The following is a 25,305-nucleotide window of genomic DNA, read 5'->3' on the forward strand; positions in this document are numbered from 1 at the left end:
GGTGAATGTGCAACTTTTCATCGAATGGATTACGAAAATCGTCTTATTTCTTATATTAGCGATGATGGCAGATGCATTACTGCCTTCTGGAGTGATGAAAAAATACGCCCGGCTTGTTATGTCCATTCTACTGCTTCTTATTTTTCTCGGGCCTTTACTTCAGCTTTTGAAGATCGAACCAGAGCGTTTGATCCAACAAGCCGATGATACGATGCAGGAACAATGGAATACAGAGTTATTGGATGAAAATATAGAATCTAAGAAAAATGAAATACTCGAGGGACAAGATGCATATAAATTAGAACAAGTTACCCAATCCTTAGCTGCTGAAATTGAGGAACCTTTGAAAGAAGAGCAGAACCTAGCCCTCATGAATGTAGAAATGAGCTTTCTTCAAGAGCCATACAGTATGGAGACACTGGACAAGCTGACCCTCACAGTATCACGTGACAATCAACCCCATACTGTAGAGGAAGTGGACATTACGGTAATGGAAGATACGAGTCCAGAAGAGGGTGGAGACGATCCCAAAGTACAAAAATGGGTAGCTGATTTCTTAAACTTGGACAAAGAACAAATCGATATCCGCTGGGAGGAAGAGGATGGATAAATGGTGGAATAAGCTGTTGCAACCTTTGTCTAGTAAAGAAGGGAGAAAAATCAACAAACCGAAATATTTCATCGGGTTAGGCATAATCGGAATCCTCATCATTTTAACGAGTAACTGGTTTTCTTCTGATCCACCCGCACCACAACAAGTGCCGGAACAAGGAGTGCCATCTCAAGAGGAAGAATCCGCAGCGCCTAAAACAGGTGAGATGACGAACTCCATTTCACAGTTGGAAGTGGAATATGAAAAACAACTCAAGCCGTTACTTGAAAACATTCAAGGTGTCAATGCCGTGGATATTATGATCAACCTGTCATCTACACATAAAAAAGTGTATGACAAAAACTTAATCATAGGAAAGCAAACAACAAAAGAAAATGATAAGAACGGAGGCGAACGGGAAATTGAAGATTATTCGAGAGAACAGCAGTTAGTCCTCGTCCGTCAAGGCGATCGCGAAGTACCACTACTCACTCAAACGTCCAAGCCAGACGTCAGTGGAGTTTTCGTGACTGCTGAGGGTGTCGATCAAATGCAGGTGAAAGCGTGGGTGGTTGAAGCTGTCGCTAGAGTATTGGATGTGCCGACACACAGAATTTCCGTCTTGCCTAAACAATAAGGAGGGGTTACCTTGGTTAAAAAGCAAACAGTTTGGTTGTTGACAATGTTGAGTTTGTTGATCGTATTGAGTGTGTATTATATGACATCACCGGATAGTGGAGAAATGGCCTTCATACAAGAAGATGAATGGGCGGAAATCACCGATGAAGCGACAGGGGAAGAAGGTGCGGAAACCACTGGAGATGGGACGGTGATTTCTCAAGTTTCCACAGAGGAACTCTTCTCAGCCATCCGTTTGGATATGCAGCAGGAACGAGATCAAGTGACTGAACAATTATCTGAGATCATGGCCTCCAGCGATTATTCTACAGAAGAAAAAAATGAAGCTTTAGAAAAAATGGAGACGATCAAATCGACACAATCCAAAGAGTCAATCATTGAAAATACGATTCTAGCCAGTGATTCTTATGAGGATGTTCTGGTTAGAGCTGAAGATGATGTTGTTCATGTAACCGTTAGAGCAAATGAACTTTCTAAAACGGAAACAAACCAAATCATCCAGATGGTATCAGATGAATTCGGCCAAAAAACGGTCCAAGTCCAGTTTCAGCCAACAAGTTGAATCAGCAAAAACCTCACCCCTGTTCCAAAGGGGTGAGGTTTTTTTGTATCAATAAAATTAAAAGATGGAAAGGGGATATAAAAGGTGTGCCATATCTTTAAACAGGGTAAAGATACGGGGAGCGGGTTCTATCTCTGACTGCCTAACGACATCGTTATTTAGTAATCGCAGCTTTTGTTAGTTTCAGCGATTTAGAGGAGTGCTTTCTTTTGAAATTTTTAAAGAAGTTGCTTACGCTTTCATATGGGAAGTTGCAGGGAAGTGGTATTCTATAATAGAATGTTAAGAGGAGTTATTAGTACCAGTTATAAAAAGTTATTTACATAAAGGGGTGCCACATATGTTGAAGGTGCAAGAAATTCGTGAAATTATTAAATTGATCGACCAATCCAATATTGATGAATTTTGTTATGAAGCTAATGGAACAAAAGTGCAAATGAAAAAACAACAAGGACAAGTTGTAACAGAACCTGCTCAGGCCCCGCAGCCCGTCCAGGCAAAAGCGGAACCGAAACCAGAGGTGAAAGAGCAAGCACCGCAACAGAAGCCAAAGGAAGAGCCGACGGAAGAAGAGACTGCCCCCGTCCAGGATTCCAAGAGTGATTATGATGCGGAAGTGACGTCTCCGATGGTTGGAACGTTCTATCAATCACCATCACCGGATCAAGATGTTTATGTGAAGATCGGGGATCAGGTGAAAGAAGATTCCGTCGTCTGTATTGTCGAAGCAATGAAATTATTTAATGAAATTGAAGCGGAAGTATCAGGAGAAATCGTCGAGATTCTTGTTAAAGACGGCGAACTGGTAGAATATGGTCAGCCGTTGTTCCGCGTAAAGTCTAAGTAAACGGGGGATGAGACGTTGATTAAAAAAGTTCTGATAGCCAACCGCGGGGAAATAGCGGTCCGGATCATTCGTGCTTGCAAAGAAATGGGCATCGAAACGGTCGCTGTTTATTCCGAAGCAGATAAAGAAGCGTTGCACGTCCAACTTGCTGATGAAGCATATTGTGTAGGACCGACGCTAAGTAAAGATAGTTACTTGAATTATACGAATATAATGAGTCTTGCAACATTGACCGAAACCGATGCCATCCATCCAGGTTATGGATTTTTAGCTGAAAATGCTGAATTCGCCGAAATGTGTGAGGAATGCAACATTACCTTCATCGGCCCATCTGCATACGCTATCCAGAAGATGGGGACCAAAGACGTGGCGAGAGAAACGATGAGAGAAGCTGGCGTCCCTGTCGTTCCAGGTTCTGCCGGGATTATTGAAGATGAAGAGGATGGTCTGAAAGTAGCCGGGGAAATCGGATACCCTGTTATCATCAAAGCTACAGCCGGTGGTGGCGGTAAAGGGATTCGTGTTGCTCGTAATGAAGAAGATTTGAAAAAAGGAATCCGCATGACCCAACAGGAAGCTGAAACGGCTTTTGGCAACCCGGGAGTTTACATTGAGAAATTCATTGAAGATTTCCGACACGTAGAAATCCAGGTGTTGGCAGATAACCACGGAAATGCCGTACATCTGGGGGAACGTGATTGTACGATTCAGCGCCGTCTTCAGAAGCTGATTGAAGAAACACCATCGCCTGCGATTTCAGATGCAATGAGAGAGAAGATGGGGGATGCAGCTGTAAAAGCTGCTTTAGCTGTGGATTATTCAGGTGCAGGTACTGTCGAGTTTATTTTCGATAAAGAAGCGGACTCCTTTTACTTTATGGAGATGAATACGAGAATCCAAGTGGAACACCCTGTGACAGAGATGGTGACAGGTGTCGACTTGATAAGAGAGATGTTATTGATTGCAAATAACGAACCACTTTCCTTTACTCAAGAGGAAATCAAATTTGAAGGCTGGTCGATTGAATGTCGGATTAATGCAGAAAATCCACACAAGGACTTCATGCCCTCTGCTGGGAAAATCGATATGTACCTTCCACCTGGTGGACTCGGAGTACGCGTGGACTCTGCCGCATATCCAGGGTATATGATCCCACCCTATTATGATTCGATGGTTGCGAAACTGATCACATATGGCAGGGATCGTGACGAAGCAATTCGCAGGATGAAGCGTGCATTGGATGAATTCGTGATCGAAGGTGTTTATACAACCATTCCATTTCACCAGCGTGTCATGAACCATGAAATTTTCGTTGGAGGAGATTTTAACACGAAGTTCTTAGAGAAATATACTATAATGAAAGATGAATCCTAAAAGGAGTGGTCATAGTGAGTGAAAAGCAATTGTTGAATGTGACGGACGGATCGACATTAGGCAATATAGAGATTGCTCCTGAAGTTATTGAAGTCATCGCCGGTATCGCTGTATCGGAGGTGGCTGGTGTTGCCTCCATGCGGGGAAATTTCGCTTCTGGTGTAGCAGAGCGCCTTGGGAAGAAGAACCATGGTAAAGGTGTGAAGGTTGAGTTGACCGAGAGCGGGATATTGCTCGATGCTTACGTCGTTGTGGATTACGGGATTTCGATTCCCGATACAGCACAGAAGATTCAGGACAATACAAGGCAAGCGCTTAAAAATATGACCGCACTCGAAATAAAAGAAATCAATGTGCATATTGTTGGTGTACAGATGGAAAAAGAAGAAGAAATTGAAGTGGAAGAATTTTAAATGATAATCAGAAAGGGGACTCCCTTTCTGATTTTTCTTTTTAATGAAAGAATTCACTATGATTGGTTCTACCCTATCATCATAGCTTTTATTCCGCTAAAATGTTATTATTCTAACGGATATTATCTTAAAGGAGAATGAACATGAAACGACGCACAGCACGAGAAAAAGCGTTACAGGCGCTTTTTCAAACGATTACGAGTGAAATTGACACAGATGAAGCAATCGAGCATGTAGTCGAAGGGCATGAAGTGGATGATTTCCTTTATGATCTCGTACATGGAGTTATGAAGTACCGGGAGGAATTGGATCAATGGATTTCTGACAACCTGGATCATTGGACATTGGCACGTCTGGCTAAAGTAGAGAAGACAGTCTTGCGAATGGCAGCCTATGAAATGAAGTACAAAGAAGATGTACCGACACAGGTGGCGATCAACGAAGCTATCGAATTAGCCAAAATCTTCGGGGAAGAAGATTCAGGGAAGTTTGTCAACGGCGTTTTATCAAAAATGGTATAAAATTTTGAAGGGGGAATGGAGAAATGTCAGCAGAAGTGATTTACGGAAAACCATTAGCTGAAGAACTACGTCAAGAGATGAAAGAAGAAGTCAGTGCTTTACATGAGAAGAAAATTCATCCGAAATTGGTGGTCGTGATCATAGGAGAAGATCCAGCATCCATGTCCTATGTTAAAGGCAAACAGCGTGCTTCTGAAAAAGTTGGTCTTGATTCCGAATTGATTGAACTTCCTGTAGATACTTCAGAGCAATATCTCCTGGATTTAATCGATCGTTTGAATCAGGATGATAAGGTACATGGCATTCTCGTTCAGCTGCCAGTACCAGAGCATATATCTGACCAGAAGATCATTGAAGCAATCGATCCCAAAAAAGATGTCGACGGTTTTCACCCTATGAATGCGGGCAGGATGCTGACTGGACAAGATACATTTTATCCTTGTACCCCCTACGGAATTTTAGTGATGCTCAAGCGTGCAGCTATCTCTTTGGAAGGGAAGCACGTTGTAATCGTGGGCAGAAGTAACCTTGTCGGTAAACCAGTCGGGCAATTGTTGTTGAATGAAAACGCAACAGTTACACATTGCCATTCAAGGACGAAAGATCTGCGTCATCATACTAAACAGGCAGATATATTGATTGTAGCAGCTGGTAAGCCATCTCTTGTATCTGGAGAAGATATTAGAGAAGGGGCAGTGGTCATTGATGTCGGTGTAAATCGTGTGGATGGTAAGTTGACGGGAGATGTCGACTTTGATTCTGCCAAAGAAGTAGCATCCTACATCACCCCGGTCCCTAAAGGAGTTGGGCCGATGACGATTACGATGCTGCTCCATAATACGATTGAAGCCGCCAAACGAATTCACGGCCAGTAAGGGGGAATGGTTGGTGCAGGAACAATATTTAACAGTTACAGCCTTGACGAAGTATATCAAGCGGAAGCTCTCCGGTGATCCACACTTGAAAACTGTGTGGCTCCGGGGAGAGGTCTCTAATTTTAAACACCATAGCCGCGGGCATATGTATCTTTCTCTTAAAGATGAACAAGCCCGCATTCAGGCTGTTATGTTTGCCGGAAACAACCGATCGTTGAAATTCGTCCCCGAAAATGGAATGAATGTGTTGGTCAAAGGGGAAGTGAATGTGTACGAACCGATGGGTCAGTACCAGTTATACCTTAAAGAAATGCAACCTGATGGAATCGGTGCCCTATACTTTGCCTTTGAACAATTAAAAGAAAAGCTTGAAAAAGAAGGGCTGTTCGCTTTCGATCGGAAAAAGCCCCTCCCTACATATCCGCAGCATATTGGGGTCATCACTTCGCCAACAGGCGCTGCCGTCAAGGACATATTAACGACCATTGATCGTAGGTATCCGATTGTCCCTGTCTCGATTCTTCCTGTCCTTGTGCAAGGGGAAAGAGCGGCGAATTCAGTGGTCAATGCCATTCAATATGCGAATGAACATTTAGATTGCGACGTTCTGATCGTCGGTCGAGGCGGAGGTTCCATCGAAGACTTGTGGGGGTTCAATGAAGAGGTGGTCGCAAGGGCGATTGCCGAATCTGAGATTCCAGTGATTTCTGGTGTTGGTCATGAAACAGATACCACAATCAGTGATTTTGTGGCGGATGTAAGGGCAGCGACCCCGACTGGAGCAGCTGAATTGGCAGTACCATCGATAATTGAATTGAAGGACCAGGTTCATGCTTATAATCAACGCTTGATTCGAGTGATGGCTGGAATTCAGTCGGAAGCCAAGCAAAAATTGACTAGATTGCAAAAGTCTTACGCTTTTAAATATCCCGAACAATTGATGCGTCAGAAAGAACAAGACCTTGATCGGATATTAGAACGGATGAACCGGCAGATTGAACGGAAACATTCCCAGCACCAGGAACAGTGGTCTTATTTGACCAAAAGGCTGCGTCAGCAAGGACCGGAAACGAAGATGAAAGAAGGGGCGGAAACGTTGGAAAAGCAGACGAAGCAGCTCCAACTAAGGTTTCAGCATCTTTTGCAACACAAAAAGGAACGTTTCCATACCACAATTGATAAATTAACCCTTTTAAATCCACTTGATATTATGAAGCGCGGTTATGCCATTCCTTTTACTGAAAAAGGAAAAGTCATCAAAAAAGCAAGCAGCGTGAAGTCAGGGGATCCGATCTCGTTGAAAGTGCAGGATGGAACAATCGACTGCCATGTAACAGGCGTGAAGGAGGAAGAAAATGACTGATAATAAAGAAGAAATCAGCTTTGAAGAAGCAATGAAGCAATTGGAAGAGATAGTAGAGAAACTTGAAACAGGCGAAGTACCTTTGGAAAAAGCGATCCAATTTTATCAAGAAGGGATGAAACTTTCCAAATTATGTAGTGAAAAGCTCGGCAATGTAGAAACACAAATGCAGAAGATCATGAATGAGCATGGTGAATTCGAGCCGTTTTCGGTGCAGGAGGAAGAGTGAATCGTGCAATTATCGGAATATTTGAACCAAAAACGCCGATTAATTAATGAACAGCTGAAACTCTATGTGCGGGATTATTCCGTACCCGGAAGAATCCAGGATGCCATGATGTATTCTATCGAAGCGGGAGGTAAACGACTTCGGCCGATTTTACTTATGGCTACGGCGGAAGCTTTTGGTGCTGATGAGCAAAAAGCAATAGGGGTGGCTTCCAGTCTTGAAATGATTCACACGTATTCACTTATCCATGATGATTTGCCAGCAATGGATAACGACGATATGCGAAGAGGCATGCCTACAAGTCATAAGCAGTTCGATGAGGCGACGGCCATTTTAGCTGGTGATGCATTATTGACATTGAGCTCCCAAATAATTGCAGAGGATTCCAGTCTTGATGCTCATGAGCGGGTATATTTGATTCGCGAACTCTCTAAGGCGAGTGGGGCGACAGGAATGGTCGAAGGGCAAATGCAGGATATGCTGAGCGAAAATAAAAAAGTTTCCCTGGAACAGCTGGAAAGCATTCATAAGAATAAAACAGGCCAATTATTACGCTTCTCCATTATAGCTGGAGCGTACCTTGGTAAAGCTGCAGGTGATTCAAAAGAAGAAATCACCAAAATGGCGGAAGCAATTGGGCTCATTTTTCAAATCCAGGATGATATTCTTGATGTTACCGGAGATGCAGATAAAATCGGTAAGCCGATTGGAAGTGACGAAGACAACCTGAAGAGTACCTATCCGCAACTGCTGGGAGTGGAGGGAGCTAAGAAACAAAAAGAGAAATATGTCTTGACGGCCCAGGAATCTTTGAAAAATGCCGGGGTCGAAGGGACTTATCTTTCTGCATTAATCGATTATCTCAGCAGCCGTGATTACTGATTAGAATGTTTCGATTGAGGACGACATTATAATATGATATATTAGGATTACAAAAGGAATGGTGCAGTATTCTAGTCGGCCCTCCGTTTCTGAAGGCGGGCCTAAAAATCCGCCAAAGGGCATATCGATGAAGTTCCTTGTGTTGGCTTGAGGCGCCCAGCCTTGGGTCGATGCTGGGAGTTAAGGTCGCAGGGCGATCCACAAAGGCATGTGGGCGTTGACCCTGCTTCCGCGGAGGCCCATTCTTGTGATGGTATCTGAGCCAGATACCGTTATGAAATGGGGTATGAACCTGCAGCATATGGAGTAACATCTATATGCGCAGCGTAGCCTGCCTTGAGTGGTTTTTGAGGGGATTATAGTCATTGAACACCAAGCAGCTTCAGATGGCCACTGAGGTGCTGGTGCGTAAACTATATGAAATCAATACTGCAAAAGAGGCTAAGGAACGGTTAAAGGCTGTCGGGGAAATCCCCTAGACTGTTCAGAAATGGACATGGAATAAGAATTATAGTGTGGACTAAGTGGCAATCTAGTCCAACTTTCGGAAACGGAGTTGAGTCGAGTTTAAAGGGGAACCGCCAGAGTGGTGACACTCGGTACTCGATTGGGAAAACCTACTAGACCTAAGCCGCAATTTTTACTTGTTCCATGACCATTCCTTTCGAATACATACATTCCTTAATTTTAAGATATAGAGGTAAAGAATGGATAATAAATTAAAAAGAGCTGTACAATTCAGTTTAAGTATTGCCGTTATCACATTTGTGTTAGCGGCTATTTTTTCAGTTATATCTTCTTCCGTATTGAGCGGAGTCATTTGGATTTTCGGCCTCGTCATTGTATTCATCATCGTTTTTACAGGTGTGGTTTTTGACATGCTCGGTATTGCGGCTACGGCTGCTCAAGAGAAGCCGTTTCATGCGATGGCATCTGAAAAAGTGCCTGGTGCCAAGGAAGCGATTGCTATTGTCAGAAATGCAGACCGATTCGCAAGTTTCTGTAACGACGTTATCGGGGATATATCTGGTATAGTAAGTGGGACGGCTTCTGCAGTCGTCGTCATTCAGCTGGCCAACAGTTTCGGTTACAGTGACGGTTCTACCGTTCAAATCGTCATTTCTGTAGCCCTGACAAGTATTGTGGCCGCTTTGACGGTCGGAGGGAAAGCGCTCGGGAAATATTTTGCTATTCATTCATCAACGAAAATCATCTTTTTTGCCGCTAAAGTAATCTCATGGTTAGAAAAAAGGCTGAAAGTAAGAATAGTAACAAGTGCCGCGACATCCACAAAAAAATCAAGATAACTACAAGGGGGTCCTTTAATGGATCTGTGTAAAATCAAAGACCCTTCGATACTGAAGGACATGAATATGAATCAACTGGAAGACTTTGCTGAGGAAACGAGACAGTTTCTTATTGAAAATTTAGCTACGACAGGCGGACACTTAGGTGCGAACCTTGGTGTAGTGGAACTTACATTGGCCTTGCACAAAGTGTACAAGAGCCCGGAAGACCGACTTTTATGGGATGTCGGACATCAATCCTATATTCATAAAATTTTGACGGGCCGCGGTGGTAAATTCGATACGCTACGCCAATACCAGGGTTTGTGCGGATTCCCGAAACGGGATGAAAGTGAACATGATATTTGGGAAACAGGACATAGTTCAACATCCCTGTCAGCTGCGATGGGAATGGCTATCGCCCGTGATTTGAAGAAAGAAGATCATTCGATTTTACCGATTATCGGTGATGGTGCTTTGACAGGTGGAATGGCTTTAGAAGCACTCAACCACATCGGACATGAGAAAAAAAATGTAACCGTTATCCTCAATGATAATGAAATGTCAATTGCTAAAAACGTGGGAGCACTGCACGGAGCACTCGGACGTATGAGAAGCGCAGGAAAATACAACAGGGCGAAAGATGATCTTGAATGGTTATTGAAAAAAATACCGGCAATCGGAGGCAAAATTGCTCAAGCGGCTGAGCGTCTGAAAGATAGCATGAAGTATTTTGTTGTGCCGGGTATGTTTTTCGAAGAACTTGGGTTCACCTATTACGGTCCGGTTGATGGCCACGATTTCAATGATTTGATTGAGAACTTGAACTATGCGAAAAAGACGGACGGGCCGGTAATCGTCCACGTCATGACTAAAAAAGGAAAAGGATACCACCCAGCCGAAACCGATGTGAAGGATAAATGGCATGGAGTAGGACCTTATAAGATCGAGTCTGGAGAAAAGATTAAACCAGCGGATGCTCCACCTGCATGGAGTTCTGTCATCAGTGATGCCTTAAGAGTGGAGGCGCGTCAGGATGATCGGATTGTAGCTGTTACACCTGCTATGATTCTCGGCTCGAAGTTAGAGAAGTTCGGGGAAGAGTTCCCGGATCGTTTGTATGATGTGGGAATCGCAGAACAGCATGCGACCACTTTGTCTGCAGGTTTAGCTACCCAAGGGATGAAACCGTTTTTAGCCATCTATTCCACGTTTTTACAACGGGGGTATGATCAAGTGATCCACGATGTCGCCAGGCAAAAATTGAATGTCACATTCGGTATCGATCGTGCGGGTCTCGTCGGTGCGGATGGGGAGACCCATCAGGGAGTTTTTGATGTAGCGTTTTTAAGATCCGTACCCAATATGATCATCTCAATGCCGAAGGATGAAAATGAGGCGCAGCATCTTGTACACACAGCAACACAGTATGATGATGGTCCATTCGCCATCCGCTACCCGCGCGGAAACGCAAAAGGTGTCGAGACAGATCAGAAACTACAAACGATTCCCATCGGAAGCTGGGACGTGCTCAAAGAAGGTTCCGATGCTGTTGTTTTGACATTCGGTACTACCATTGACATGGCATTGGAAGCCAGTGAGCGCATGGAAAAAGAGGGACGTTCTGTCCGGGTCGTAAATGCACGCTTCATTAAACCATTGGATGATAGCATGTTGCACGATATTATGAAAGAAGGCCTTCCAATTTTGACAGTGGAAGAAGCTGTATTACAAGGTGGTTTTGGCTCAAGTGTCTTGGAATTTGCTGAAGAAAACAGCTATACCTCCCAGTGGGTGAAACGCATGGGGATTCCTGACCGATTCATTGAACATGGCAGTGTACCTAAGCTTTGGGAAGAAATCGGTTTGACAGCTGAAAATATGGTTCACTATTTGAAAGAAATGACACCGACTAAGAGGCAAAGGGCTTAATTGATATGAGCAGAAAAGTCAGATTAGATGTTTTATTAGTGGAAAAAGGTTATATAGAAACACGGGAAAAAGCGAAAAGGTCTATCATGGCGGGCTTAGTTTTTCACGACCAGGTCCGGTTGGATAAGCCGGGTCAGAAGGTAGAGGAAGATGTTGAGCTGACTGTCAAAGGAAAAGCGATTCCTTATGTCAGCAGGGGTGGACTGAAGCTCGAAAAGGCCTTGAAGGAATTCAATCTTAGTGTAGAGGACAAACTGATGATCGATATCGGATCTTCAACAGGCGGTTTTACGGATTGTGGGTTACAAAATGGTGTGAAATTAAGCTATGCCATTGATGTGGGGTACAATCAGTTAGACTGGACGTTGCGTAATCATGAGCAAGTCATTGTGATGGAGCGGACGAATTTCCGTTACGTTACGAAAGAAGATTTAACAGCAGGAAGTCCACAATTCGCTTCAATCGATGTTTCTTTCATATCGTTACGCATCATCTTGCCGGTGCTTGCGACAATCCTGGAAGAACAGGGAGATGTCGTCGCTTTAATAAAACCCCAGTTCGAAGCCGGTCGTGAGCAGGTTGGTAAGAAAGGAATTGTCAAGGACCCGCGTATTCATAGGCAGGTCGTTGAAACGATTCTTGATTTTGCTGTAGATCATGGCTATTCTGTTTATGGACTTACTTTTTCTCCAATTACCGGAGGGGACGGAAACATAGAGTTTCTTGTACACCTTCGTCTGACTGGCGAAAAAAGAGGAAATATAATGGATGGCGTCGATATCGGGGCGGTGATAGCCGAAGCGCATGATGCGCACAGCAAAAACGCATAATGTATGTAAAAGGGCTGTTAAGAGGCCCTTTTCTTATGGAAGGACTTGAAACGGAGGATGGTCATGAATAAAGGACAACGGCATATCAAAATCAGGGAACTCATAACGAACGACGATATTGAAACTCAAGATGAATTAGTCGATCGATTGAAGGGTATGGGATATAATGTCACTCAGGCTACAGTTTCCCGTGACATAAAAGAACTGCATCTTGTCAAAGTGCCAATGATGGATGGACGCTATAAGTACAGCCTTCCTGCGGATCAGCGCTTTAACCCTTTTGAGAAGTTGAAGCGTTTGATGATGGATGCATTTGTCAGTATTGACAGGGCAGGTCACTTCATCATTTTGAAGACTTTACCGGGAAACGCCAACGCCGTCGGTGCATTAGTGGACAACCTGGAGTGGGATGAAATCATGGGCACAATTTGTGGTGATGATACATGCTTGATTATTTGCCGGAGTGAAGAACAGACAGAAACGATTAGTGACCAATTGCTAAATATGCTATAACTGAGGTGGTTAGTTTCATGCTGACAGAATTGTCTATTCGTGATTTTGCAATTATTGATCGAATTTCAATCACGTTCAAAGAAGGGTTGACCGTCTTGACAGGGGAGACCGGTGCAGGAAAGTCGATAATCATCGATGCAATCCAATTGCTGGCTGGAGGACGGGGATCCGTCGAATTTGTTCGTCATGGAACAAAAAAAGCCGAAATTGAAGGGTTGTTTACGATCGATCCGGATCACCCGATTTATAAAACGGGAGCAGAGTTCGGAGTGGACATCGATGAGGACGGAATGGTAGTTCTGCAAAGAACGATTACCCATCAAGGAAAAAGCATTTGCCGGGTTAATGGCAAACTTGTCACTCTTGGCATAATGAAGGAATTCGGAAGAACACTCATCGACATCCATAGTCAACATGAAACCCAGTCATTGATGGACCCTGACCGGCATATCGAGTTACTGGATGTTTTCTCCAGCAGTGATTTAAAGCCTTCCTTCGAGGAGTACCGCCGTGTCTATGATAAATATCGCAGCTTAGTGAAACGCTATAAAGAATTAAGTGAAAATGAGCAGGAGATGGCTCAACGCTTGGACCTTTTGGAGTTTCAACTTCGTGAACTGCAAGAAGCTGAATTGCAGCCTTTAGAGGACGAACAGTTAGAAGAAGAACGAAGTAAACTTATGAATTATGAAAAGATCTACCAAGGTATCCATGATGCGTACTATTCATTATATGGTGAGCAGAGGGGTTTGGACTGGCTCAGTCATGCAATGACATCGCTTGAAAGCACAGCGGATGTCGATGAACAGTTAGCGAAATTGTCCGAAGAACTTTCGAACTCTTATTATTTGATTGAGGAAATGACTTTTCAACTGAGCAATCAAATGGCTGAGCTTGAATTCGATCCGGAGCGATTAAACTCAATTGAGTCACGACTTGATGAACTGAACCGTTTAAAGAAAAAGTATGGTGCCAAAGTTGATGACATGTTGCAATATGCCTCGAAGATCGAGGAAGAAATCGATGAAATTCGCAATAAGGATTCACACTTAAATAAAATGGAGAATGAAATCCATGAATTGGCGCAGGATGCTGTGTTGGAAGCTAAGACTATGCATGATATCCGCACGCATACAGCCGCGACACTTTCCGACTATATACATGAAGAGTTAAGAGGCCTTTACCTGGAAAAAGCATCTTTTGCTGTTGATATTCAAACGAAAGAAGGACGATCCTCCGATCCTACGTTAGATGGCAAGCCAGTACAACTGCTTCCAAACGGATTCGATATCGTTAAGTTCTTAATTACCACTAACCCGGGTGAACCACTCAAAGAATTACATAAAGTGGCTTCCGGTGGAGAAATGTCACGGATCATGCTCGCATTGAAACGGATTTTTTCACGCCATCAAGGTGTAACCAGTGTAATTTTCGACGAAGTCGATACTGGTGTCAGCGGGCGGGTAGCTCAAGCGATTGCTGAAAAAATACATGGCATCTCCGAAGGGTCCCAAGTTCTTTGTATATCTCATTTGCCACAAGTAGCGGCTATGGCAGATACACATGTACGAATCGAAAAACGCGTAGATAATGAACGTACTCAAACCGCAGCTTCAGAACTGAATGATGAGGAAAAAGCAGACGAAATTTCACGGATGATTACAGGTGCAGAGTTGACAGAAACGACAGTCGAGCATGCAAAAGAATTGCTTGTAATGGCAGGAAAACATAAAAATAAATAAAAGTTTTTAATTAAGGGTAAAATAAATAAACGCATGGAACTGTTCCATGCGTTTATTTATTTTACCCTTCTATAAAAGGTTAATCCAAAATCAGGCAGAATAATAATCCTCTCATGAACCCAACCTTCAGAAAAACCCGCTTTCGCAGGCTGCTTCCATTTTTCAGCCACTTCCTATTCCTGAATATTATCCAATGTTTTCATATACGTTGGAGAATGTTTCAAGTCAAGGGAATCGGTACTATATTTACTGTGATTATGCTCGTTTAAAAAAGGCTCCTGAAGACCACATTATAAGTAAGCCATTTAAATGGTACTGGAGTGATAAGGAGTGTGAACCCGTGATTCATCAAAAAACATTTAAATATATATGTGGTTCTGTTCTCCTGCTGTTCATGCTCATTTTACCTTTGATAGCACCTGTGCAAAAATATCTGTCCATCCCTACAGAAGTTAAGGTCACTGCTACAGCAGATAAGGAAGTAGATGCTGGCGGGGATGATTCAGAAGCTTTGACTGCCTTTTCTTCGACCGATGATCATCAAGTGTTTTACGAATTCGCTGGGGTTCCACTGAAGAAAACGGAACTGAAAACGATGAAAGATATTCGTTTGGTCCCAGGCGGGCAGTCAGTTGGCGTCGAGCTGCATACTAAGGGTGTACTCGTAGTGGGACATCATTTAGTGAATGTGAATGGAGAAGAGAAATCTTCCCCGGGAGAAGAAGCGAATGTCCTAGTCGGTGATATCTTACTGAAGGGTAACGGCAAAGAACTCAATAGTATGGAAGAACTTTCATCCATTGTCAAAGACTCTGGAGAAGATGAGCAAGCCATTGACTTGACTATCAAGCGAGGCGAAGAAATTATTAAGACATCTTTAACACCTGCATTCAATGCGCAGGAAGATGAATATCAAATTGGTTTATATATCCGTGACTCGGCTGCGGGAATTGGAACAATGACCTTTTTTCATCCGGAAAGTAAAAAATATGGTGCTTTAGGACATGTCATTTCTGATATGGATACGAAAAAACCTATCGAAATTCACGAAGGTACAATCGTCAGGTCTCATGTCACCTCAATAGAAAAAGGGAGCCAGGGAATTCCGGGTGAAAAGAAAGCGAAATTTTCGATGAGAGACGATCGATTAGGTAATATCACAAAGAATACGCCATTCGGCATTTTTGGGAAACTTGATGGAGATATGGAAAATTCCTCTTATCCAGATGGTTTGCCGATTGGATTCGCTGAACAAGTAGAAGAAGGACCTGCTAAAATCATGACTGTTTTAGATGGAGAAGAAATGCAAAGTTTTGACGTAGAGATAGTCAGTAATATGCCGAAGAAATCTGCTGTTACTAAGGGTATGATCGTTAAAATTACAGACAAGGAACTGCTCGCCAAAACGGGCGGCATCGTCCAAGGTATGAGCGGCAGTCCGATCATTCAAAATGGAAAAATAATCGGTGCAGTCACTCACGTTTTCGTCAATGATCCGACTAGTGGATATGGCGTACACATCGAGTGGATGCTACAAGAAGCCGGGATTGAATTATCAGAGACAAAAGAAGGTCAAAAAGCAAGTTAGAAGAGCTCAAAAAAGAGCTCTTCTTTTTTTGGGGGAAAATTACTGAGGGTTTAGTCATGGATACATTCGACAAATTTCGACAATAAGGAGTAAATATTGTCGAATTACTGCGATTTTCAAAGTATTTAAAAGCATTTTGGAGATAATATAAAATATTGGATTTTATTTGTTATAATAAAAAAGGGATGAATTTCCTTTGTGTCGAATATATGAGTTACAGTAAGAAAGAGGACTATTTTGTAAGGAGGAAGATAAATGGAAAAAATTAAGGTATGTTTGGCTGATGATAACCGCGAGCTTGTAAAGCTTCTTGAGGAATATTTTGGTGATACCCATGACATTGACGTAGTCGGTACTTCGTATAACGGGAAAGATTGTTTGCAAATGGTGGAAGAGAAGAACCCTGATGTATTGATTCTTGATATTATCATGCCTCATTTGGATGGCCTTGCAGTTTTGAATAAGTTGAAGGATTTGGACAAGCAGCCGGAAGTTATCATGTTGACAGCGTTCGGTCAGGAAGAAGTGACGAAGAAAGCGGTGGAATTAGGAGCTGCTTACTTCATGATGAAACCATTTGATCTTGACCATTTAGGAGAACAGGTACGTCAAATCAAACACGCAGGTGACCCAATCAACCGTGCCCTTGGAAACAGCTACACTTCGACGAAGTCAAGAAAACCTGATTTGGATACAAGTATCACTCATATCATTCACGAAGTCGGTGTTCCAGCTCATATTAAAGGTTATCAATACTTACGTGAAGCAATCACTATGGTTTATCGTGATCTTGAATTGCTGGGTTCCATTACAAAAGTCCTCTATCCAGATATTGCAACGAAATATAATACTACTGCTTCAAGGGTGGAACGAGCGATACGTCACGCCATTGAAGTAGCTTGGAACCGTGGGAACATCGATGCGATTTCATCTTTATTCGGTTATACGATTTCAACTACGAAAGCGAAACCGACGAACAGCGAATTCATTGCAATGGTTGCAGATCGCTTACGGTTGGAGCACAAAGCAAGTTAATAGCATTTCGTTGAATCATAAAACATTTCCAGAAAGCGCGAGGGTCCAGAACTCTCGTGCTTTCTTTTATTTCATAAGGGCTGTGATTTTCTTGGCCAATTGAGGGTCATCGTAATATCCTTCATCGATTTTTGTGACTTCATTTAACAGAAATTCACAGACCTGCTCTTCCAGTAAGAGTATGCCGTCCCTGTTTATGAGGCGGTAACTGAAAGGAAGGTCCAAGTATCGAATGATTACATATCTGTAACCTGTATTAATATAGGTACATAGGACAGTAATTTCACCGTTTTCAGGATAAAATCTTGATCCACCGAACCCATCTCTGCGTAAAACCATAGTACCATCCTTCCTTTCACCTACCATATTAAAGGAAAAGCAGAAAAGATGTAATAGATATACATAATTAATGTAAAAATTCCCACTATAACGTCGGAATTTCGTTTTTAAATGTTTTTTTATATTTGTTGTTCATTTTTTTGTGTGATTTGTGATACAATTCTTAATTATTAATAACTTTGTTCATTAGCGGGGTGTTTTACATATGAAGGTTGTAAAATTTGGAGGCAGCTCACTTGCCGATGCAAGTCAAATGGCGAAAGTGAGAAGCATTATTGAAGCAGATGAGAATCGAAGAGTAGTCGTTGTATCCGCACCAGGTAAAAGAAGGGGTGAGGATACTAAAGTTACGGATCTGTTGATTCAATTAGGGGACTCCATTCACACAGACGGTACGATGGATATGGAGACTTATATGAAAATCATTGAACGTTTCAGAACAATGGCAGAAGAATTAGGTCTGCCAATCGGGGTCCTAGAAACAGTGAAGGATCGCATCGATCAGGCAATCGATTTAGTGAAAGGACAGTGCAACAATGCTTTGGATACATTAAAGGCGTGTGGAGAAGATGGGTCTGCGTTGATTGTCAGCTCCTATCTTCAGCAAAGCGGGTTACAAGCTTCTTACGTAAACCCGAAAGAAGCGGGTATCCTCGTCTGTGATCAACCAGGTGGAGCAATAGTACTTGAAGAGAGCTTTGAGCGCTTGTACGGGCTCAGAGAGCGTAATGAAATTCTTGTTATCCCAGGATTCTTCGGATTTACCCCGGAAGGACAGTTGGTTACCTTCTCGAGGGGTGGGTCGGATATTACAGGTGCCATCGTAGCAGCTGGATTGAAAGCGGATATGTATGAGAACTTTACCGATGTGGACTCTGTTTATTGTGTGAATCCGATGTATGTGGAATCACCGAAACAACTGACATCATTGACCTATAGAGAGATGAGGGAACTGTCGTATGCAGGATTTTCAGTCTTCCATGATGAAGCGTTAATTCCTGCATTTAAAGAAAAGATACCGGTCTGTATCAAGAACACGAATAATCCTTCAGCTCAAGGGACGATGATTGTGGCTGAGTTACCGGAGCGAGAATCGCATGTAGTGGGCATTGCAAGTGACAAAGGATTCTTAAACTTATATGTAAGCAAATTTTTGATGAACCGAGAGATTGGCTTCGGAAGAAAATTACTGCATATCCTTGAAGATGAAGGGGTTTCTTTTGAACATGCACCTTCTGGAATCGATGATATGTCCGTCATTATCCGTGATCATCAGTTGCCACCAGAAAAAGAACAGGTTGTAGTTCAGCGGATCAAGGAAGAGTTAGAAGTGGACATGGTCATGATTGAAAGAGACATGGCGATGATTATGATTGTCGGTGAAGGCATGAATCAGACCGTTGGCATAGCAAGTAATGCCGCATGTGCTTTCCGTGAGGCAGGGGTGAATATTGAGATGATTAACCAGGGATCATCGGAAGTCTCGATGATGTTCGGAGTCAAATCTTCAGAATTATCAATTGCGGTAGAATCTTTATACAGAACTTTTTTTGAATGAGAGTATAGGAATGAAAAGAATAAGACTATATGCGAACAAAATGCAAAAAGCGAAGCAGTCAGGATTTCTGCTTCGCTTTTTTTTGCTGTTCCAAAATTTTATGAAGTTCTGCAAATGTGTGAAGTCCTTGATCGGTCGTTTTCCTCAAGAGATACCGGAATAGCTCAGCCGTCATAATTGCATCGTTCAGCGCATGGTGGCGATCTCGCTTGTCAATGCCGACATATTTTAATAATGGATCCAATTGATGTCTCACTTCAGGTAAAAGCCATTGGGCCATCAATTGAGAATCAATAACAGGGGGATCGTAGTCAGGCAGATGCCAGCGTCGGAGCATAGCTTTTAAAAAACGCATATCGAACTTTGCTGGGTGGGCGACCAGTACTGATCCTTCGCTGAAATCCATGAAGTTTTGAAACCCTTCAATGAAGGGGCTGGCATTTCTCAAACGCTCTTTAGTTAAGCCTGTCAGTCGCAGTGTTTGTTTATTCACCGGGCGGATCGGCTGTATGACTTGGTGGAATTTCACATTATGACAAGCATTCATTCCTTGCAGCCGTATCGCACCAATGGAGATGATCTCATGGCCGATTTCAGGAAGGAAGCCAGTCGTTTCCAAATCAAAAATAGTATAGTCCAAGTTTTTCAATGGTTGTTCATCAAGTCGTGAATCTTTTTCATAATTACTCAGCTGTTCTTCAAGCTTATGATAAGTATTCCATTTCAAATAAGGCTTGATTTTGTAATGGTACATCGGCTTTTCGAAGAGAAGGTATTTTATGATTTGTAAGTCTACTGGTAACATCATACCACCCGATTTCGGTTGTAGCTCAATTCCAGGACTTGCTGCAGGCGTTTAGCAATGACCAAGGATTCCCTCAATGATCGTCGTTCTTCTTTTTTGAGAGGGATGAGTTTTAAGTCATTGGATAATGGCTCGTTTTCTTCTAACTGCTCTAAGTTTGCTTTCAGTCGGAACAGCATCAAGCGATGGAGAGCAGTTTTAGCGTTTTCGACATCTCGTGGGTGAAAACGTTCTTGCTCAGCTAGTGCGTCAAGGCGGTTGACAGTATTGATCTCTTCGATGCCATATTTCATACTGTAAATACGGATGGCATTGACGATTTGCATGATTGCAGATTTCTTCAAATTGAGTGTACGTTTTTTTCCGATTCCGGAGATACGTCCAAACGGCTGGACTGGCACACGGAAGCGTAATGTATCTTTCATCAGGAGCTGATGAAGGTTCAGAGACTTTTGTACCCGTTTAGTCACGTGTTTTTTTAAGTCGTATGCCAGGGAGTAATCTCCGAAGATCGGGCGGAAGTCCATGAAAATGGTAAAGTCACGTATTTCTTCAGCATCCATTTTTCGGATCCAGCGATCGATGCTTTCATGCCACTCCGTTGTCTGTTGCCGCCATTTTTCTTCTTTTGCCATGATGCCTCCTGTGCAGTAAGGAAAGCCGCATTCATCAAGCATATCGTTGATCTTTTTTGTAAAAATAGAAAAGAATTGTTCAATTTTCGCTTTATTTTTAGACCCTTCATAATCGGCAAGGATCATTGCATTGTCCTGGTCAGTGGAGAATGCCTGCTCTTTACGGCCTTCACTGCCCATTACCAAAAAACAATAGTTGATCGGAGGTACGCCATAGCCATCTTTGATCATCTCATCTTCTGCAATCTGGACGACTTGCTTATGAATCCGGTCATTGTAATTCGTCATCAGTTCCGCGATGTCGTAGGCAAACATATGATCCTTGATCAAGCTCGCTATGAACTGCTGGAACCTGGTGTTATGGATCGGTGACAAAGGTTTGATTTCATCGATGTTGGTAGCATTTGAAATTTTATAGGTCAAATCAAAGTAAACGGAATTCTTAATCGTGAAAAAGGAGGACTGCCTTAATATCCCTACAATTTTGTCTTTGTGTAGAACAGGGATGATTTCAGTTGGATGGTGCTTTAAGTAACTGAGGGCATCATAAATGAACTCTTGCTCATTGATTTCATAGGCTTCCTCGGCCATATACGCTTTGACCGGGTTGTTATGGTCGTTTTCAAAATAAGCCCGCAAAATTTCACCGTATCCGATCATCCCGAGCATCGTTTGCTGATCTTCACTGACGATAAGCGCCTCAATCTTTTGTTGCTGCAGCATACGAGCTGCTTTTTCAATTGAGGCTTCTGGATGAATAAATGTCGGCGGCTCCATATAAGCGTCAGCACGCTTTTTATATAGTTCACGATCATCCTGTTCATCTGTGGTGGAGCTTTTATATTTCACTTCATCATATAAACTTTTCATTAAATGGCTGATGCCGTCCATAACCACCTTTGAGAAAAGGTTATTGTTGGACATTATTTTCAAAAAAGCTTCTCTGTTAAAACGCACGGTTTTGATGGGTTCTAAGGCTTGTACAGAAAATCTCATTTCACCACTAGTCAGGAGAATCATGACACCGACCAGGTCACCAGGGTAATAAAACCTTACCGATAATTGGCGGCCATTGGATCTGTGCATGATGTTCTTTGCTAATCCCGACACCATGAAGTGGATATCGATCATGTCATCATTCTCATCTTCGTGGATGATGAACTCATTTGTCCCGTATTCCTTTACAACAGCGTCACCGAATACTTCTTCAAACTCTTCATCAGAAAGTAAATCGAATGGGTACTGCTTTCTGAATAACTCAAACTCTGTCACACAGCAAAACTCCTTCATTCCGGGTGGTCATTTTGTTTAAAACGCCCCTTTGTCAAATTCCTCTTCCGGTCTCTATGTAATATGAATCCACCGATGAACGCGATTCCGCCGACCACGAACAATATTCCGAGGATCCCTTGAACGGCGATGTGAAAAAAAACTTCGTGGAATTCACCAAATAGGGCATCACGGATCAACTTTATCCCATAAACGGCGATGAGCCCCGGGGTGACTAATAGTAATAAAGCAATTAATCGCATATTCGTAACTCCTTTTTTTCAATCAATGATTAGTATATCAAATGCAGCGTCTATAGGGAACATTCATACACTTGCTAAATCATGCAGAATAGTATAGGATGAAGATGCGCAAAATATTGCAGGGTGTGATGAAATGAAACGTGTGTTGATTGTCGGTGCAGGGAAAGGTGGAACCGCCCTGTTGAAATTGCTGAATGAAATCGACCGTATGCAAATAGTCGCTGTCACAGATATAAACCCCGGGGCTGCTGGGCTATCTATCGCAAAAAGTTATGGGATCCCGACAGATCGGAATTGGAAAGATTGGATACATAAAGACATTGATATCATTATTGAAGCGACAGGGGAAGAGGAAGTATTCAATGCAATCAGGGAGACTCGTCATCGATCAACCGTCGTTATTCCTGGATCGGTTGCATATGTAACCGCTGAGCTGCTGGAAGAAAAAGAATCACTAGTCCAAGAACTGAAGCAGCAGGCAGAGAATCAACATCTCATTCTGAACAGTATCCACGACGGTATGATTGTCATTACAGAGGAGGGAAAGGTTTCTTTTCTCAATCGCAGTGCCGAACGGATTTTAAGCAGGAAAAGATCTTCGATGATCGGTGAACCGATCAATGAGATCATCCCTGCATCGAGACTGCCGCAGATATTGACCTCACGAAAAAAAGAAGTCAACCAAAAGCTCGAATTGGATAATGGAAAAAAGGTAATTACTACGAGGATACCGATGATTGGACAAGATCAAAAAGTCATTGGAGCCTATGCTGTTTTTAAAGACATCACAGAAGTTGTCAATTTAGCAGAGGAAATCACGGACTTGAAAGAAGTTAAAACAATGCTTGAAGCCATCATTCATTCATCAGATGAGGCGATTTCTGTAGTTGATGAAAATGGAAGCGGTTTAATGATAAATCCTGCTTATACAAGAATTACCGGTTTATCAGAGAGTGAAATCGTAGGGGAGCCTGCTACGGTTGATATCTCTGAAGGGGAAAGCATGCACATGAAAGTACTGCGCACAAGAAGACCGGTGCGTGGGGTGAGAATGAAAGTTGGGCCGTCGAAGAAAGATGTCCTCGTCAATGTTGCTCCCGTGATTGTAGATGGAAAACTGAAGGGGAGTGTCGGGGTCCTTCATGATGTCTCGGAAATTCAATCATTAACGAGTGAATTGAAGCGTGCCCGTCAAATCATCCGAAGCCTGGAAGCGAAATACACCTTTGATGATATCATTGGTGACTCACCGGAAATGACCCTTGCTTTAGAGCAGGCCAAAGTCGGTGCACGTACGCCGGCGACCGTTCTTCTCCGCGGAGAGTCAGGGACAGGGAAAGAACTTTTCGCCCATGCGATTCATAACGAAAGTAAGCGGCGCCATAATAAGTTTATCCGTGTCAATTGCGCAGCCATTGCGGAATCACTTCTGGAGAGTGAACTTTTCGGTTATGAAGAAGGTGCTTTCTCCGGAGCGAAGCGGGGCGGGAAAAAGGGACTGTTTGAAGAGGGCAATTATGGCAGCATTTTTCTTGACGAAATCGGAGAACTGACTTTACCAATGCAGGCTAAGCTCCTACGCGTATTACAAGAAAATGAAATTATGCGGGTGGGGGGCACAAAACCGGTCCACGTGGATGTTCGCGTAATAGCTGCAACGAATATAAATTTAGAAAAGGCAATAATGAACAAAAAGTTCAGAGAAGACTTGTATTACCGTTTAAACCGGCTGCCAATTTATATCCCGCCTCTCAGGGAGCGGAGAGGAGACGTCCATCTGCTGACAGAGCACTTGATTCAGAAACTGAATGAAGATTATGGGCGCCATGTCATTTCAGTCAATGATCAAGCATTCCAACAGTTGAAGGACTACGATTGGCCTGGTAATGTCCGTGAGTTAGAGAATATCATCGGACGGGCAATGATCTACATGGAGAACGTAGAAGATACCATATTACCAGGGCACCTTCCTCATTTGAAAAAAGCAGCAACAGATGCAGCTAATCAGGAAAAAGACACGCCTTGGCTAGGAGAAACTTTGCAACAAGCAGTTGATGAATATGAGAAGAAATTACTCGCAGACGCTTACCGGTCTCATAATTACAACAAAACGCAAACAGCGAAAGCATTAGGGATCTCCATTAGGAATTTGTATTATAAATTGGAAAAATATCATTTGGACAAAAACAGCATGCAAAATTTTTCATAATGCAAATGTTTGCAATGTTGAACAAGCCTTTATTATAGTGTTTTCTAGAAAAGGTTAGTTGGCATGAAACTTGCAAGTATAACAGTGGGAAGAGGTGACAACATGAAATCATTAGACGATTTAATTGAAGGCGTCGATCGTACGAACCTTAAAACGGTCGCTGTCGCTCAAGCAGTAGATGAAGAAGTCTTGAAAGCCGTCAAAAAAGCGCGCGAAACGAACCTGGCGAATTTCATCCTTGTCGGTGAAGAGATTGAAATAAGCCATTCAGCTTCGGCGATCGGCTTAGATTTACACCAAGAGGGGATCCATGTAATCCAAGCCTCAAAAGAAGAGAGTGCCTCTATTGCCGTGAAATCGGTGCATGACGAAGAAGCACATGTACTCATGAAAGGCAATATCGATACGAAATCGTTGTTGAAAGCGGTGCTGGATAAACAGTATGGTTTACGCAAAGGGAATGTCTTATCCCATGTATCCTTGTTTGAAATACCTGGGCGTGAGAAATTGATTTTCTTGACAGATGCAGCTATGAACATCGCCCCAACATTAGAAGAAAAAGTACAAATCATTAATAATGCGGTCGAAGTTGCCAGGCAGGCAGGATGGGAAAAACCTAAAGTTGCCTCATTGGCAGCTGTTGAAGTCGTCAACCCGGCAATGCCGACGACACATGACGCAGCAATACTCACTCAAATGAATAGGCGGGGCCAAATCAAGGATTGTATTGTCGATGGGCCACTAGCTTTTGATAACGCGGTCGATCTGAAGGCTGCAAAGCAAAAAGGGGTAGAGTCGGAAGTTGCTGGACAAGCAGACATACTTGCAGTACCAACGATTGAAGTAGCCAACGCCTTATATAAATCATTCATGTATTTTGCCAATGCTGAAGTAGCTGCCGTGATAAGCGGAGCGAAAGCACCGATCGTTTTAACGTCTCGTGCTGATGATGCAGAAAGCAAAATAAATTCATTGGCTTTAGCTCTTAAAGCCAGTCATTAAAG

25 protein-coding genes are annotated in these 25,305 nt (G+C 42.8%); 21 read left to right on the forward strand and 4 right to left on the reverse strand.

Annotation, left to right across the window (positions count from 1 at the left end):
* The first annotated feature begins 7 nt into the window (after positions 1 to 7).
* The 18 genes from spoIIIAF (at position 8) to spo0A (ending at position 17,223) form a co-directional block, all read left to right on the forward strand.
* Entirely contained in the window at positions 8 to 610 is a 603-nt protein-coding gene (spoIIIAF, locus tag ACTWPX_RS13640; protein ID WP_128526494.1) for a stage III sporulation protein AF, read from the forward strand.
* The gene (spoIIIAG, locus tag ACTWPX_RS13645; protein WP_443120226.1) at positions 603 to 1,229 is read left to right on the forward strand and encodes a stage III sporulation protein AG; all 627 of its coding nucleotides are present in this window, start codon (positions 603 to 605) and stop codon (positions 1,227 to 1,229) included. Before spoIIIAF ends, spoIIIAG begins: the two co-directional genes overlap by 8 nt.
* 12 nt (positions 1,230 to 1,241) lie before the next feature.
* Positions 1,242 to 1,793 carry a SpoIIIAH-like family protein gene (locus tag ACTWPX_RS13650; protein ID WP_443120227.1) on the forward strand — a complete coding sequence of 184 codons (552 nt, stop codon included), beginning with the start codon at positions 1,242 to 1,244 and terminating at the stop codon, positions 1,791 to 1,793.
* Positions 1,794 to 2,133: 340 nt separating this feature from the next.
* Positions 2,134 to 2,640 carry an acetyl-CoA carboxylase biotin carboxyl carrier protein gene (accB, locus tag ACTWPX_RS13655; RefSeq protein ID WP_443120228.1) on the forward strand — a complete coding sequence of 169 codons (507 nt, stop codon included), beginning with the start codon at positions 2,134 to 2,136 and terminating at the stop codon, positions 2,638 to 2,640.
* A gap of 15 nt (positions 2,641 to 2,655) precedes the next feature.
* On the forward strand, positions 2,656 to 4,014 hold the full coding sequence (gene accC / locus ACTWPX_RS13660; RefSeq protein ID WP_128526498.1) for an acetyl-CoA carboxylase biotin carboxylase subunit: 1,359 nt from the start codon (positions 2,656 to 2,658) through the stop codon (positions 4,012 to 4,014).
* A 14-nt stretch (positions 4,015 to 4,028) separates the two neighbouring features.
* Complete coding sequence (locus tag ACTWPX_RS13665; RefSeq protein WP_128526499.1) at positions 4,029 to 4,427, forward strand: Asp23/Gls24 family envelope stress response protein; 399 nt, start codon at positions 4,029 to 4,031, stop codon at positions 4,425 to 4,427.
* Positions 4,428 to 4,570: 143 nt separating this feature from the next.
* Positions 4,571 to 4,948, forward strand: coding sequence for a transcription antitermination factor NusB (gene nusB, locus ACTWPX_RS13670; protein ID WP_128526500.1), 378 nt, complete (start codon positions 4,571 to 4,573; stop codon positions 4,946 to 4,948).
* Positions 4,949 to 4,971: 23 nt separating this feature from the next.
* Positions 4,972 to 5,823 carry a bifunctional methylenetetrahydrofolate dehydrogenase/methenyltetrahydrofolate cyclohydrolase FolD gene (folD, locus tag ACTWPX_RS13675; RefSeq protein WP_443120229.1) on the forward strand — a complete coding sequence of 284 codons (852 nt, stop codon included), beginning with the start codon at positions 4,972 to 4,974 and terminating at the stop codon, positions 5,821 to 5,823.
* 13 nt (positions 5,824 to 5,836) lie between these two features.
* Positions 5,837 to 7,186: an exodeoxyribonuclease VII large subunit gene (gene xseA / locus ACTWPX_RS13680; protein WP_443120230.1), complete on the forward strand. Its 1,350-nt coding sequence runs from the start codon at positions 5,837 to 5,839 to the stop codon at positions 7,184 to 7,186.
* The gene (locus ACTWPX_RS13685; protein WP_128526503.1) at positions 7,179 to 7,415 is read left to right on the forward strand and encodes an exodeoxyribonuclease VII small subunit; all 237 of its coding nucleotides are present in this window, start codon (positions 7,179 to 7,181) and stop codon (positions 7,413 to 7,415) included. Before xseA ends, ACTWPX_RS13685 begins: the two co-directional genes overlap by 8 nt.
* Positions 7,416 to 7,418: 3 nt before the next feature.
* Positions 7,419 to 8,297: a polyprenyl synthetase family protein gene (locus tag ACTWPX_RS13690; RefSeq protein ID WP_241655890.1), complete on the forward strand. Its 879-nt coding sequence runs from the start codon at positions 7,419 to 7,421 to the stop codon at positions 8,295 to 8,297.
* 707 nt (positions 8,298 to 9,004) lie between these two features.
* Positions 9,005 to 9,604: a hypothetical protein gene (locus ACTWPX_RS13695; protein WP_128526505.1), complete on the forward strand. Its 600-nt coding sequence runs from the start codon at positions 9,005 to 9,007 to the stop codon at positions 9,602 to 9,604.
* Positions 9,605 to 9,622: 18 nt separating this feature from the next.
* Entirely contained in the window at positions 9,623 to 11,515 is a 1,893-nt protein-coding gene (gene dxs, locus ACTWPX_RS13700) for a 1-deoxy-D-xylulose-5-phosphate synthase (RefSeq protein WP_443120231.1), read from the forward strand.
* A 5-nt stretch (positions 11,516 to 11,520) separates the two neighbouring features.
* A complete protein-coding gene (locus ACTWPX_RS13705) occupies positions 11,521 to 12,345 on the forward strand; it encodes a TlyA family RNA methyltransferase (protein ID WP_443120232.1) in 825 nt (274 codons plus the stop codon).
* A 63-nt stretch (positions 12,346 to 12,408) separates the two neighbouring features.
* A complete protein-coding gene (gene ahrC / locus ACTWPX_RS13710) occupies positions 12,409 to 12,858 on the forward strand; it encodes a transcriptional regulator AhrC/ArgR (RefSeq protein ID WP_128526508.1) in 450 nt (149 codons plus the stop codon).
* Positions 12,859 to 12,875: 17 nt separating this feature from the next.
* Positions 12,876 to 14,600: a DNA repair protein RecN gene (gene recN / locus ACTWPX_RS13715; RefSeq protein WP_443120233.1), complete on the forward strand. Its 1,725-nt coding sequence runs from the start codon at positions 12,876 to 12,878 to the stop codon at positions 14,598 to 14,600.
* A gap of 340 nt (positions 14,601 to 14,940) precedes the next feature.
* On the forward strand, positions 14,941 to 16,188 hold the full coding sequence (gene spoIVB / locus ACTWPX_RS13720) for a SpoIVB peptidase (RefSeq protein ID WP_443120234.1): 1,248 nt from the start codon (positions 14,941 to 14,943) through the stop codon (positions 16,186 to 16,188).
* Between the two features lie 255 nt (positions 16,189 to 16,443).
* Positions 16,444 to 17,223 (forward strand): sporulation transcription factor Spo0A, encoded by a 780-nt coding sequence (spo0A, locus tag ACTWPX_RS13725; protein WP_443120235.1) that lies wholly within the window; start codon positions 16,444 to 16,446, stop codon positions 17,221 to 17,223.
* Positions 17,224 to 17,289: 66 nt separating this feature from the next.
* Here the strand turns inward: spo0A and ACTWPX_RS13730 are convergent, their stop codons facing one another.
* Positions 17,290 to 17,562 (reverse strand): hypothetical protein, encoded by a 273-nt coding sequence (locus ACTWPX_RS13730; RefSeq protein ID WP_443120236.1) that lies wholly within the window; start codon positions 17,560 to 17,562, stop codon positions 17,290 to 17,292.
* Between the two features lie 205 nt (positions 17,563 to 17,767).
* On the opposite strand from ACTWPX_RS13730, the gene ACTWPX_RS13735 reads away from it, so the two are divergent.
* On the forward strand, positions 17,768 to 19,120 hold the full coding sequence (locus ACTWPX_RS13735; protein ID WP_443120237.1) for an aspartate kinase: 1,353 nt from the start codon (positions 17,768 to 17,770) through the stop codon (positions 19,118 to 19,120).
* 58 nt (positions 19,121 to 19,178) lie between these two features.
* Here ACTWPX_RS13735 and ACTWPX_RS13740 read toward each other — a convergent pair whose 3' ends face one another.
* The 3 genes from ACTWPX_RS13740 to ACTWPX_RS13750 are packed head-to-tail and all read right to left on the reverse strand — an operon-like array spanning position 19,179 to position 22,092.
* Positions 19,179 to 19,925, reverse strand: a complete 747-nt coding sequence (locus ACTWPX_RS13740) for a 3'-5' exonuclease (protein ID WP_443120238.1) — start codon at positions 19,923 to 19,925, stop codon at positions 19,179 to 19,181.
* A complete protein-coding gene (locus ACTWPX_RS13745) occupies positions 19,925 to 21,832 on the reverse strand; it encodes a DUF294 nucleotidyltransferase-like domain-containing protein (RefSeq protein ID WP_443120239.1) in 1,908 nt (635 codons plus the stop codon). Before ACTWPX_RS13745 ends, ACTWPX_RS13740 begins: the two co-directional genes overlap by 1 nt.
* A gap of 14 nt (positions 21,833 to 21,846) precedes the next feature.
* A complete protein-coding gene (locus ACTWPX_RS13750) occupies positions 21,847 to 22,092 on the reverse strand; it encodes a DUF2627 domain-containing protein (protein WP_443120240.1) in 246 nt (81 codons plus the stop codon).
* A 133-nt stretch (positions 22,093 to 22,225) separates the two neighbouring features.
* Here ACTWPX_RS13750 and ACTWPX_RS13755 point away from each other — a divergent pair, with 133 nt between their 5' ends.
* On the forward strand, positions 22,226 to 24,301 hold the full coding sequence (locus tag ACTWPX_RS13755) for a sigma 54-interacting transcriptional regulator (RefSeq protein WP_443120241.1): 2,076 nt from the start codon (positions 22,226 to 22,228) through the stop codon (positions 24,299 to 24,301).
* A gap of 102 nt (positions 24,302 to 24,403) precedes the next feature.
* Positions 24,404 to 25,303, forward strand: coding sequence for a phosphate butyryltransferase (yqiS, locus tag ACTWPX_RS13760; protein WP_443120242.1), 900 nt, complete (start codon positions 24,404 to 24,406; stop codon positions 25,301 to 25,303).
* Positions 25,304 to 25,305 lie beyond the last annotated feature (2 nt).

This window comes from Halobacillus sp. H74, from assembly GCF_052246715.1.
GTDB lineage: Bacteria > Bacillota > Bacilli > Bacillales > Halobacillaceae > Halobacillus > Halobacillus litoralis_A.